Source organism: Corynebacterium tuberculostearicum, assembly GCF_046097255.1.
Classification (GTDB): domain Bacteria; phylum Actinomycetota; class Actinomycetes; order Mycobacteriales; family Mycobacteriaceae; genus Corynebacterium; species Corynebacterium tuberculostearicum_J.
In genome coordinates this window covers 1,570,085-1,581,936 of the sequence record NZ_CP175770.1, presented here as the reverse complement: position 1 = coordinate 1,581,936, position 11,852 = coordinate 1,570,085, and the positions used below count along the sequence as shown (strand labels likewise).

The window sequence follows — 11,852 nt, the reverse complement described above, 5'->3', positions numbered from 1 at the left end:
ACAGCGCTAAGCCGCTTGTGTTCACCCGGCTTTCTTGGCGCTACTCCCCCTTTCGCCTATTCGCTTCCGTGTGATATCTTCTCTATAACCTGACAGGAATTAAAGGACATGCTTCAGCTAATGAACTTCCCTAGCGGCAATGCCTCCGAAGAAAACTTCCTCGAGCAGTACATTCCCCTCGTCGAATTCCTCGGTAAGGCAATGGGCCCCAACACCGAAATCGTGCTCCACGATCTCGACGTCCCCGATAAATCCATCATGGCCATCGCCAACGGCCACATCTCCGGCCGGCAGCTAGGCGGCCCGGTGACCGATTTCGCTTTGTGGTTTATGAAACAAGGCGATGCCGCAGCAATCCCCATGATGACCGGCTACCGCGCCGTCAATGCGGAAGGCAAGATTTGCCGTTCTTCAAGCTACTTCATCCGAGATGACTCCGGCCATATGCGCGGCATGCTGTGCATCAATGTCGATGTCTCCGAGTTGGTACACATTCGCGATGCTGCCGCCGCACTTATCGGCAACGCCGATGATCCCGCATTTGATAAGTCAAAGGCCTTCGGCGGCTACCCCGGCACAGAAGAGCAGCCGCAGCGGCCCGTTGCGGTACCAGACCCGATTCCAGAAGACGAGGCTACGGAAGAGGAGCCAGAGAAGGAAGAAGTCAGCGAGTCTTTGCGTTCTAACGTGGAGCACCTTCTCGATTCCATGCTGAACTCTGCGATTTCCAACCAGAGCACGCCAGTTCCTCGCATGCAGCGCGAAGAGCGTCTCGAGGTGGTTTCTGACCTTGAGGATGCAGGATTCTTCCTTCTTAAAGGCGGAATTGCCGCAGCTGCAGAGCGTCTCGGCGTATCTGAGCCCACCATCTACCGCTACCTCGTACAGGTGCGCGGATAGTAGTCCCACATTTCTAGCTACTCGCAGCTCGTAACCGTTCCCCGTGGTTCCTCTCCCCCGAAAAGGTGGATTTGCACCACGGGGAACAACTGTTTTTAAAAATTCTCTCCGCACCGGGAACTAAAACTCTCAAGACTCCGTTGTACTTTGTGAAACCGGCGACAAATTCAGGAGGCTTCACTATGACGAAGACATCTGCCACCACCGCCAAGGGCACTTCAAGTGCCACTACTGATGAAGAACAGGAAGTAGACCGCGGATCTCGCCGCAACCAAACCAACGATAATCCTTCTGCCGACCTCGTCCGCGTTTATCTCAACGGCATCGGCAAGACCGCACTGCTCAGCGCGGAAGATGAGGTAGAACTCGCTCAGGCCATCGAGGTTGGACTGTACGCGGAATACAAGCTCAATAACGCAGAAAAGCTCACCCGTGCAGAAAAGCGCGACCTTAAGATCCTCGCCCGCGAAGGCAAGAAGGCACGCTCCCACCTGCTCGAAGCTAACCTGCGCCTCGTTGTTTCGCTGGCAAAGCGCTACACCGGTCGCGGCATGCCGCTGCTGGATCTCATCCAAGAGGGCAACCTAGGCCTAATCCGCGCCATGGAGAAGTTTGATTACGCCAAGGGCTTCAAGTTCTCCACTTATGCCACGTGGTGGATCCGTCAGGCAATTACCCGCGGCATGGCTGACCAGTCCCGCACCATTCGCCTCCCAGTCCACTTGGTTGAGCAGGTTAACAAGCTTTCCCGCATTAAACGCGAGATGTATCAATCCTTGGGTCGCGAAGCTACCAACGAGGAGCTTTCGGAAGAATCCGGTATTGACGAGAACAAGATCGAGATGCTGCTGCGCCAGTCGCGCGATCCGGTCTCTCTCGATATGCCGGTAGGTACCGATGAAGAAGCTCCTTTGGGTGACTTCATCGAAGACGCGGAAGCTACCGATGCTGAAACTGCGGTGGTCGCTTCAATGCGCCACTCCGATATCCGCGGCGTGATTGACACCTTGGAAAAGCGCGAGCAGGATGTCATCCGCCTGCGCTACGGCCTCGATGATGGTGTTCCGCGCACCTTGGATCAGATTGGTCGCCGCTTCGGCCTTTCGCGCGAGCGTGTGCGCCAGATTGAGCGCGAAGTCATGGCAAAGCTGCGCGATGGCAACCGCGCCGATCGCCTGCGCGAGTACGCTTTGTAATCCACACCTACTGCATTCGGCAGCACATCCTCTCCCCGGGCCCATTTTGGCAACGTACCGCCATGGGCTCGGGGTTTGGCGTTGATATGGCATCGGCTTGGTTCCTAGCGGCGAGCCAAGCCTTGGGTAGGCTAATCTGGACTGCAGAGTCTAGAAAGCGCTTTCCCGTTCTTGGGCGGGACTACAGCCGCGTAACTGTATTCACACAGAAAGGTATGCCCACGTGAGGGACCTAGTTGATACAACGGAGATGTATCTGCGGACCATCTACGAGCTAGAAGAAGAAGGCATTACTCCCCTGCGCGCCCGCATTGCGGAGCGTTTGGAGCAGTCCGGGCCTACGGTTTCTCAGACTGTAGCTCGCATGGAGCGCGATGGCCTTTTGCACGTGCGCACCGACCGCAGTTTGGACCTCACGGACAAGGGCCGCGACCTAGCTACCGCAGTCATGCGCAAGCACCGGTTGGCAGAGCGTTTGCTTACCGACGTCCTGGGGCTCGACATTGCCAAGGTCCACGACGAGGCCTGCCGGTGGGAGCACGTCATGAGTGAAGAGGTGGAAAAGCGCATGGTCGCCGTTCTCGATGACCCGACGCGGTCGCCTTTTGGCAATCCTATTCCGGCGCTGTCTGCACTTGGCTTCGATGTTCCGCAGCCGGATCAGGGCACGCGCGCGGTCGACCTCCCCAATGGCGAGCAGGTCTCCGCGACCGTCATCCAGGTCAATGAAATCCTGCAGGTTGATGATGGAACCTTCCAGGAGCTCACCGATGCCGGCATTCGTGTGGGTGCCAAGGTATCTGTGGTCAATAACAGCGGCACGATTACGCTGTCGACACCGGAAGGTGGCAGCGTCGTGCTTTCCGACGATTTGGCGCACGCAGTGCGCGTGGAGGTACAACCATGAAGCTTCTTGTCACCGGTGGCGCCGGCTATGTGGGCAGTGTCTGCGCCGCAGTATTGGTCGAACAAGGCCATGACGTAACCATCATCGATAATTTCTCCACTGGCAACCGTGAGGCCGTTCCGGAAGCCGCCCGCGTCATCGAGGGCGACGTCGCGGACAAGGCTGCCGATGTCCTAGGCGAAGGTGGCTTCGAAGGCGTCATTCACTTCGCTGCGCGCTCCTTGGTGGGCGAATCCGTCGAAAAACCAGATGAGTACTGGCAGCACAACGTAGTTACTACCCTGATGCTGCTTGAGGCCATGCGGGATAACGACGTCACAAACCTCGTCTTTTCCTCCACCGCTGCAACTTACGGTGAGCCCGACCAGGTCCCGATTACGGAAGACATGCCAACCCAGCCCACCAATCCGTATGGTGCGACAAAGCTGGCCATCGACTACATGATCACGTCCTTTGCCCACGCCTACGGCCTGGGCGCTACCTCACTGCGCTATTTCAACGTGGCTGGCGCCTACGGAAATATTGGCGAGAACCGCGAGGTAGAAACCCACCTCATCCCCATCGTGTTGCAAGTTGCTTTGGGCCACCGGGATAAGATTTTCATGTTCGGTGATGACTGGGATACCGCAGACGGCACCCCAGTGCGTGACTACATCCATATCCGCGATCTAGCCGACGCCCACGTGCTTGCCCTCGAGTCCAATGAATCTGGCACCCACCGCATTTACAACTTGGGTTCTGGCGATGGGTACTCCGTCAAGCAGGTCATCGAAATGTGCCGCAAGGTCACCGGCCACGACATTCCGGCTGAGGTGGCCCCGCGCCGCGCAGGCGATCCAGCTACGCTCATCGCTTCCTCTGAGAAGATTCAGCGCGAGCTCGGGTGGAATCCCACCCGTACGGACCTGGAAACCATCGTCACCGACGCGTGGCACTTCACCCGACAGCTCGGCGATAAGGCACATTCCGCAAAGCGGTCCTAGACGCCGCGCGTGTTAGGCGGGACTGTCAACTCGGAGCCCCGCCGCTTCGCGGGCTAGCTCGCAGCCATGGCATAGGCTGGAGACCAACCGCTTTCCCATGCCGCTGCGATATCCCTGCGCTATGAGGCGCCCCAAATTGTGATGGGGCGCCTCTTCTACTACTACGGAAAGCGCCGGACCGGCATAAATTCCGAATTCGTGGGACACCTGGCTAGCAGCATACAAAGCTAGGGCGTTATAGCGAATAGACCCCTGGAATGTACGGGCTACCGCCAATAACAGGTCACCTGCTTCCTGCGATGCGGAGACGAGCTCCGCAATGACTAGGTCACGGGTCCAGGTGGTAGACATCCACATGGCTGCCACGCACAACAATTCTTCATTTTCTAGGGTTTCCTCCAGCGATTCGACCTCGCTGAGCACATAGCGCACATCGGCGATGAGGTGTTTGACCACCTGCACTGGATCTGTGGTGCCGTATCCGTGCCCGGCGCGCAACTGGCGGGCAATCTCTTCGGCGCATCGCTCCATGGCCCTAATCTCTTCTTCCCCAAAGTATGGGTTCGGGTCCTTGAAGCGCTGGACCAAGTCATGACGGTTCAGTTCCGGAAGCATGCCATTATTCACGCAGGCGCGCATCGTGTGGCTCGTCGAGATGGCGGGTATGGTTCCTTCCATCCAATTCTGCAGCGGGCCCTCGCCGCTTTCTGTGGCGTGGCCAAAGATGAGGTCATAGGCGGTATCGGTGGATAGTTCTTCGGCCAGCCAGCAGGCATCGATGCCCATACCTGTCCGGTCTTGGAAATGGTAAAGAGACTGCAGAATGTCCCAGAGCTCTCCTTCCTCGCGCTGGGAGAGCACGAAGCAGAAGATGATTTCGGGATTTCCGCAGTGAAACGCTTCCATCACTTCGTGCAGGGCACCAGGCACATCGTGCAAATCGAGGCGGGCTACTGGTCCGATGCTGTATCCGCGTTGGCTGGGTTGGATGGAGATGAGGATGACTGATTCAGTGGGAAAGAATCCGAGGATTCCTGGAATATTGGCGAGGATATCGCCTGGCGTACGGATTGGCTGAGTTGGTGTTGTGATGTCCATGGCCCCAGCTTCAACCATGCACGCAACTCTGCATAGGCCACCAGGGGCTAGGTGGTGGGGATCTGTGGATAGGTGGGGTGAAGGGGGCGTCGGCAAGCGGCTTTCCACACCCCGCCCGGGATTGCGCTGGCAATGCGCAGCAGTTTGGGGCACAATTGTTTATTTAACCTCGCAGTGCGCGCGGGAATAGTAGGCACTCGCGCGGCGTTGGGGTAGGTAAGAAAGCAAGGAGGTAACACAACATGCACGAAGAAGATCGCCGCATGTATGAGCTGGAATATCCGGCTCCGGTGATTAGGGATGATTCCGGTGACGGACAAGGCCCCACCATGATTGTTGCCATGCACGGTTATGCTGACGCTGGCCAGGCCATTGAGGCAAGTGCTGACCATCTGAAGGCCGCTCTGGAAGGCCGCCAGCTGGCGTCGTTTAACTCTGATGAGCTGATTGATTACCGCTCGCGCCGCCCGGCCATAACGATTGATAAGGATCGGGCGCTGGAAATCGAGTCCATGGATCTTGGTATTAAGGTTCTGCGCGATAATTCCGGCAAGACTTTCCTTCTGCTGTCTGGCCCTGAACCAGACATGCGCTGGGAGGCGTTTACTACCGCCGTGGTGAAGCTGGTGGAAAAGTTCAATATCGAAGACACCATTATGCTCTATGCCGCGCCGATGCCGGTGCCGCATACCCGCCCCACGGTGGTTACGGCCCATGGCACCTCCTCCCGCTTGACTGAGCACATGCTCTCGATGGATTCCACCATGATGGTGCCGGGCTCCGCCGCACTGTATCTGGAAAAGGCTCTGGCGGATAAGCACCGCACGGTGGCTGGATATACCGTCCACGTGCCGCATTATCTGGCAGCTTCGCCTTATCCGCAGGCCACGTACCAGTTGCTGGATTCGGTGGCTCGGGCGGCGCGCCTCGACATTCCTTTGGGCAGCATTGAGGCCGATATTTCTCGCGTGGAAAACCAGCTGGAAGAGCAAGTTGGTGGCTCGGATGAGATCGAAGGCGTAGTCCAACAACTCGAGCAGCAATATGACGCTTACATGGAGCGCTACCGCAAGGAGCATCCGCAGGCGATCATGCCTGGCGAGGAGCCCATGCCTACCGGTGAGGAAATCAGCGAGGAGTTCCAGGCATTTTTGGCTTCCTTGGATGAAGAAGAAAGCCAGCAGATCATCAATACCGAGATCGATGACCGCGAAGATTCCGCCGAGGAGGAAGGCCCGCAGTCCGATGATGGCAAGGATGGCCCTGATTCTGCTTCGGGCGAGGGCGACTTAGGTGACGATATCTAACTAACCCGCCCCCATCGCCGCTAAGGTGGTGGGGGTGAACTTATCTCAGCTGCTGCCAGATTTGACGGAAGTACCCGAGTCCCTCGTAGACGAGGCAATTTGGGATACCTTTACCTCGTGGACTACCGGCCGGGGTATCAATTTGTACCCAGCGCAAGAAGAAGCCTCGCTCGGTATTTTGGCCGGCGATAATGTTATCCTCGCTACCCCTACGGGCTCGGGAAAGTCCATGGTGGCTAATGCTGCGCACTTCATCGCCCTAGCTCGTGGCCAGCGCAGTTTCTATACCGCACCGATTAAGGCCCTCGTGAGCGAGAAGTTCTTTGCCCTCTGCGATATCTTCGGCGCCGAGAATGTGGGCATGATGACTGGCGACGCCACCGTTAATGGCAACGCCCCCATCATCGCCGCCACCGCCGAGATTGTGGCCAATATTGCGCTGCGCGATGGCGCCGAGGCCAATATCGACCAGGTAGTGATGGACGAGTTCCACTACTACTCCGAACCGGACCGCGGATGGGCATGGCAGGTGCCGCTGCTGGAGTTGTCCAAGGCGCAGTTCCTGCTCATGTCCGCCACTTTGGGCGATACTCAGTGGCTAGAAGAGGATCTCACCCGCCGCACCGGCCGCGCCACCAACCTCGTCGCCGGCACCACGCGGCCTGTGCCGCTGGATTTTTCTTATGTCTTTAGCGCGGTGCACGAGACCATCGAGGAGCTCTTGGCCGATAAGAAGGCTCCGATCTACGTGGTGCACTTCTCGCAGCGTGAGGCGGCCGAGCGCGCCCAGGCGCTGACCTCACTTTCGGGGATCATCACTAAGGAAGAAAAGGAAGCGATTGCCCAGGAAATCGGCGGTTTCCGCTTCACCACCGCCTTTGGCAAAGATCTATCCAAGCTGCTACGCAAGGGCATCGGCATCCACCACGCGGGCATGCTGCCCAAATACCGCCGATTGGTAGAGCGCCTGGCACAAAAGGGCCTGCTTAAGGTCATTTGCGGCACCGATACCCTGGGTGTGGGCATTAACGTGCCCATCCGCACCGTGCTGATGACTGGGCTTGCCAAGTTCGACGGCCAGCGCCAACGCATCCTCAAATCGCGCGAATTCCACCAGATTGCCGGCCGCGCCGGCCGCGCCGGCTATGACACCGAGGGCACTGTGGTGGTCGAGGCCCCCGAGCACGAGATCGAAAATGCCAAGGAACGCCGCCGCATCGGCGACGACCCCAAACGTTTGAAGAAGCTCAAGAAAAAGTCCGCCCGAGAAGGCGAGGTGTCCTGGTCCGAGAAGACTTTCGCGCGCCTTACTGAGGCGGAACCGGAACAGCTTACCTCTCAGTTCCGCGTTTCTAACTCTATGCTGCTCAACGTCTTGGCGCGCCACGGCAATGGCTATGACCACATGCGCCACCTGCTGCGAGACAACCACGATAACCGCAGCAAGCAGAATAAGGACATCCTCACCGCACTCGATCTCTTCCGCGGGCTAGTGGATTCCGGCGTGGTGCAAAAGTCCACCAAGGGATTGGATATCTACGGCCGCCCCTACCATTTGGTGCGAGAGCTGCCGCGTGACTTTGCGCTCAATCAACCGCTGGGTCCATTCGCGCTGGCAGCGCTCTCGCTGCTAGATCCGGAGGCAGAAACCTATAACCTGGACGTCATTTCCGTATTCGAGGCCATCCTAGATGACCCGCGCCAGGTACTCATTGCCCAGCAGAAGCAGCGCCGCGGCGAAGAGATCGCCGCGCTGAAGGCGGACGGGGTGGACTACACCGATCGCATGAATATCGTGGAGGATATCACTTGGCCGAAGCCGCTCGAGGAGCTATTGGAGCAGGCCTACGATACTTTCGCTGAGACCAATGCGTGGGTCAAGGAGTTTGAGCTGCGACCCAAGTCCGTGGTGCGCGACATGCTCGAGAATGCGATGACCTTCTCGGATCTGGTCGCAACCTACGGCTTGGCCCGCTCCGAGGGCGTGATTTTGCGCTACCTGACCGACGCGTGGCGCACTCTTAAGCAATCCATTCCGGACGAGTACAACACTCCAGAACTCGAAGATATCGTTGTCTGGCTAGGTGAGCTTATCCGCCAGGTGGATTCCTCGCTTGTCGACGAATGGGCGCAAATGGCCGGCGAAGACTCCCCCATCGACCAAGACACGGTGGACCGCGAGCTGGCCTTTGGCGTGGAGGACCCCACCGCGCTCACGGCCAATCGCCGCGCCTTTACCATCATGGTGCGCAATTACATGTTCCGCTTGGTGCAGCTCTTTGCTTTGGAAAAGGAAGACCGCTTGGCGGAGCTGCTCGATTACTTGGACGAGGTGCCGGACTTCGGCGCCATCTTGGATGACTATTTCGATGAATATGACGATATCGATTCCGGCCCCGAGGCCCGCGGTCCCGAGTACTTCCGCCTGGGCGATACTGACTCGCGTTTGTGGTCCGTGCGCCAGATCATCAAGGACCCAGACGGCGACCACGCCTACCAGTTCGTCGCTACGGTAGATCTCGATGCCTCCGATGAGGCTGGCGAAGTCCGGCTGTCGGACCTGCGCGTGGAATACTAGCCTGCGAAAAACGACAAAGCCGCCCTGGCTGCCTCGCCCCGGGGTAAGGGGGGCCGCAACGAGTACGGCGACGAGCAGGAGCAGCGAATGGAACACCGCTGCCAGGCGTGTGCCCGCGCCTGCCCGCACGTTGACAGCAGTTCGGGCGATCGCGGCTGTTGCGGGGATCCCGCCGAACAGGGGCGCGACGACGTTGGCCACGCCCTGCCCAAAGAGCTCGCGGTCAGGATCGTGCCGGTCGCCGACAGTCATTGCGTCGGCAACCGTCGCTGACAGCAACGATTCCAACGCACCGAGCGCTGCGACGGCGACCGCTGCCAACAGCAAGGAATCCAGGTGCTCCCACGGGATCTGCGGCCAGCGCGGGGCAGGCAACGTCGACGGGATGTAGCCGATAGTCTTCAGACCGCTGTCTGCCAGCATGTTGATGGCCGTCGCAGCAGCTACCTACACCAGCGCCGCGGGAAAGCCACTACGAATGCGGGCAGCAACCACGATTCCGGCCGCCACCGCGAGGGTCATAACGGGCGCCTGCTATACCGGAGCATCTAGCCAAGCTTTGATTGCGTCCCACACCAACCCGAGGACTTTCTCGCCATCTACGTCAACACCGAGTGCTGCAGGTAGCTGTTGGAGGGCGATGATCACCGCAATACCGGCTGTGAAACCTTCGATGACAGGCAACGGCATGTATTTCATCGCGCGGCCAGCGCCGGTGAATGCCAGCAAGAGCAGCATGAGCCCCGCCAGCACGCCAACGACGAGCACCCCATCGGCACCATGGTCGGCCACGATGGGGATGAGCACCACGGTCATTGCGCCGGTCGGGCCGCTTACCTGGACGTTGCTACCGCCGAAGACTGCGGACAGGATGCCCGCGACGATGGCCGTCGTAATTCCAGCTGCCGCGCCGACACCAGAAGCAACGTCGAAGTCGAGCGCCAGGGGGAGTGCGACTAGGGCCACCATAAGGCCGGCCGAAAGGTCGCGCCCGATAGTCGCGCGGGACCAGTCCGAGCGGCGCGGTGCGAATCGCAGGGCACGGGATCGGATGCCCACCTTAGAGACGGTGGAGGGGTGGGTCATGCTACTTTCTTGCTCCTTAAAGGCTCAACGACACCCAAAGGATACACAAGGCGCCTTCCTTCGACGGCCGGATTCCCGATTCTGGCCGATGCCTCATGTTGACGAATTCCCACCACACCCCAACCCTTCGGCACTAACTTGGCCAAGTCAGGGTTGGGCGTGACGCCTGCCACAACCTACTGAAAACCATTGCCATTTAAACCCTCCTCTGGTTTACTCGGGGCCATGCAGACAGTAGATACCCTCATCATCGGCGGCGGCGCGGCTGGCCTGCAGGCAGCCCTAGTCATGGTCCGCGCCCGCCGCAGCGTGCTCATTGTTGATTCCGCCACTCCCCGCAACCGTTTCGCCCATGAAATTCATGGAGTCATTGCCCTCGAGGGCACGCCACCCCTTGAGTTTCAAGAGCGCGGCAAGGAGCAGCTGCGCAGCTATGGCGCGCAGATCGTGAACGCCACCGTGGATTCCGTCACCGATAATGACCGCACGCTCACCGCCACGTTGAGCAACGGTGAGACCATCGCTGCCCGCTCTATCATCGTCGCCAGCGGCGTGGACGACGAGCACCCAGCTATCCCGGGCCTGCAAGAAAACTGGGGAAATACGGTCCTCCACTGCCCCTACTGCCACGGATACGAGGTGGCGGACAAGAAGCTCGGCGTGCTCTACATCGGCGAGTTCTCCTTCCACCATGCCGCGGTTCTGCGCCAGTGGTCGAAGGACATCACCTTCTTCACCAATGGAATGGAATTCACCGACGAGCAGCGCGCGGACCTGACTCGGCGGGGCATTGCGCTTATCGACGACCCCGTCACCGCCTTCCAAGACGGAAAAGTCCTGCTGGAAAGCGACGAGCATGCCGTCGATGCACTGTTTTACATGCCCATTCCCCGCCCTCACGATGAGTTCCTCGCTGACCTCAATCTTCAGCGCCACAGTCCGCCGTCGGGCATGGGCGGCAGCCTGATCAAAACGGGCCTCGCCGGTGCCACCAGCCACCCGCGCATCTGGGCCGTAGGCAACGTGGTCAACCCACCGGCGCAGGTAGCGATGGCGATGGGCGAGGCCAACGCCGCCGCCATTGCGGTCAATGCCTTCCTCGTCGAGGACGATTGGATTTAAATACGGTGGTGTGGCATGAAAGCCATCATCCAGACCAATCCGGAAGACCCACACTCGCTGGAGCTGGGGGGACGTCGGCAAGCGCGAGGGCGGCTATAAGCCAGACTTTTAGCGTGCGGCCTCAATCTGGACAGCCTGTGCCACAGCTTGAACTACGGCAGCGACCTTAACGGCCTCCCAGATCTGCTCCTTGCTCAGGCCAGCCTCGTTGACTTCCTGGGCGTGGGCGCCGAAGCAGTGCTCGCAGCCATTGATGGCGGAGACTGCGGTATTCCACAGCTCGAAGTTGGCCTTGTCCACGCCTGGCTTGGAGATAATGTTCATGCGCAGGCCGAACTTAACCCGTGCGTAGTCATCGCCCAACCAGCCCTTGGCGCGGTAGGCAACATTGTTCATAGCCATAACGGTGGCTGCGCCGTAGGCTGCCTCGATAGCTTCCTCAGACAGGTGCTCCTTTGCTTCCTCCGCAATCTCAGACAGCACGGTGTCATTGCGGGTTGCGGCGGCCGATGCCAGCAGGCAGCCCCAGAGCTGCTCCTCGTCCAGGTCCTTGGAACGGGTCAGGGCGCCCAGGTTGAGCTTCTGATCCTTGGCGTACTCCGGTAGGGAAGACTTCAGATTATCAATAGACATAGCTTTTCTCCTTTGAGGTTTTGATAGGAATTTACTGCGCTG

General features: G+C 59.1%; 9 protein-coding genes and 1 pseudogene. 7 read left to right on the top strand and 3 right to left on the bottom strand.

Annotated elements, in window-relative coordinates; all coding sequences use genetic code 11:
• Positions 1–108: 108 nt before the first annotated feature.
• The 4 genes from ACKFRY_RS07520 to galE all read left to right on the top strand — a co-directional run bounded on the left by ACKFRY_RS07520 (position 109) and on the right by galE (position 3,986).
• Positions 109–900, top strand: a complete 792-nt coding sequence (locus ACKFRY_RS07520; protein ID WP_394371977.1) for a transcriptional regulator — start codon at positions 109–111, stop codon at positions 898–900.
• 182 nt (positions 901–1,082) lie between these two features.
• Positions 1,083–2,096, top strand: coding sequence for a sigma-70 family RNA polymerase sigma factor (locus tag ACKFRY_RS07515; RefSeq protein WP_005325073.1), 1,014 nt, complete (start codon positions 1,083–1,085; stop codon positions 2,094–2,096).
• A gap of 223 nt (positions 2,097–2,319) precedes the next feature.
• Positions 2,320–3,003, top strand: a complete 684-nt coding sequence (locus ACKFRY_RS07510; RefSeq protein WP_150850347.1) for a metal-dependent transcriptional regulator — start codon at positions 2,320–2,322, stop codon at positions 3,001–3,003.
• Complete coding sequence (gene galE / locus ACKFRY_RS07505) at positions 3,000–3,986, top strand: UDP-glucose 4-epimerase GalE (RefSeq protein ID WP_408922589.1); 987 nt, start codon at positions 3,000–3,002, stop codon at positions 3,984–3,986. Before ACKFRY_RS07510 ends, galE begins: the two co-directional genes overlap by 4 nt.
• 12 nt (positions 3,987–3,998) lie before the next feature.
• Here the strand turns inward: galE and ACKFRY_RS07500 are convergent, their stop codons facing one another.
• On the bottom strand, positions 3,999–5,102 hold the full coding sequence (locus ACKFRY_RS07500; protein WP_408922588.1) for a DUF4192 domain-containing protein: 1,104 nt from the start codon (positions 5,100–5,102) through the stop codon (positions 3,999–4,001).
• A 224-nt stretch (positions 5,103–5,326) separates the two neighbouring features.
• On the opposite strand from ACKFRY_RS07500, the gene ACKFRY_RS07495 reads away from it, so the two are divergent.
• Positions 5,327–6,391, top strand: coding sequence for a PAC2 family protein (locus ACKFRY_RS07495; RefSeq protein ID WP_408922587.1), 1,065 nt, complete (start codon positions 5,327–5,329; stop codon positions 6,389–6,391).
• 34 nt (positions 6,392–6,425) lie between these two features.
• Complete coding sequence (locus ACKFRY_RS07490) at positions 6,426–8,969, top strand: DEAD/DEAH box helicase (RefSeq protein ID WP_408921128.1); 2,544 nt, start codon at positions 6,426–6,428, stop codon at positions 8,967–8,969.
• Between the two features lie 57 nt (positions 8,970–9,026).
• Here the strand turns inward: ACKFRY_RS07490 and ACKFRY_RS07485 are convergent.
• Positions 9,027–10,055: pseudogene (locus ACKFRY_RS07485) on the bottom strand (SulP family inorganic anion transporter); the annotation flags it as partial.
• Positions 10,056–10,280: 225 nt separating this feature from the next.
• Here ACKFRY_RS07485 and ACKFRY_RS07480 point away from each other — a divergent pair.
• Positions 10,281–11,177 (top strand): NAD(P)/FAD-dependent oxidoreductase, encoded by an 897-nt coding sequence (locus ACKFRY_RS07480; protein WP_408922586.1) that lies wholly within the window; start codon positions 10,281–10,283, stop codon positions 11,175–11,177.
• 108 nt (positions 11,178–11,285) lie between these two features.
• On the opposite strand, the gene ACKFRY_RS07475 is transcribed toward ACKFRY_RS07480, so the two are convergent.
• The gene (locus tag ACKFRY_RS07475) at positions 11,286–11,810 is read right to left on the bottom strand and encodes a carboxymuconolactone decarboxylase family protein (RefSeq protein ID WP_250408403.1); all 525 of its coding nucleotides are present in this window, start codon (positions 11,808–11,810) and stop codon (positions 11,286–11,288) included.
• Between the last annotated feature and the right edge of the window lie 42 nt (positions 11,811–11,852).

What these genes read in the sequence shown, in the direction of transcription:
- ACKFRY_RS07520 (WP_394371977.1), top strand. Translation starts at nt 109, where the DNA reads ATGCTTCAGCTAATGAACTTCCCTAGCGGCAATGCCTCCGAAGAAAAC.
- ACKFRY_RS07515 (WP_005325073.1), top strand. Translation starts at nt 1,083, where the DNA reads ATGACGAAGACATCTGCCACCACCGCCAAGGGCACTTCAAGTGCCACT.
- galE (WP_408922589.1), top strand. Translation starts at nt 3,000, where the DNA reads ATGAAGCTTCTTGTCACCGGTGGCGCCGGCTATGTGGGCAGTGTCTGC.
- ACKFRY_RS07500 (WP_408922588.1), bottom strand. Translation starts at nt 5,102, where the DNA reads ATGGTTGAAGCTGGGGCCATGGACATCACAACACCAACTCAGCCAATC.
- ACKFRY_RS07495 (WP_408922587.1), top strand. Translation starts at nt 5,327, where the DNA reads ATGCACGAAGAAGATCGCCGCATGTATGAGCTGGAATATCCGGCTCCG.
- ACKFRY_RS07480 (WP_408922586.1), top strand. Translation starts at nt 10,281, where the DNA reads ATGCAGACAGTAGATACCCTCATCATCGGCGGCGGCGCGGCTGGCCTG.
- ACKFRY_RS07475 (WP_250408403.1), bottom strand. Translation starts at nt 11,810, where the DNA reads ATGTCTATTGATAATCTGAAGTCTTCCCTACCGGAGTACGCCAAGGAT.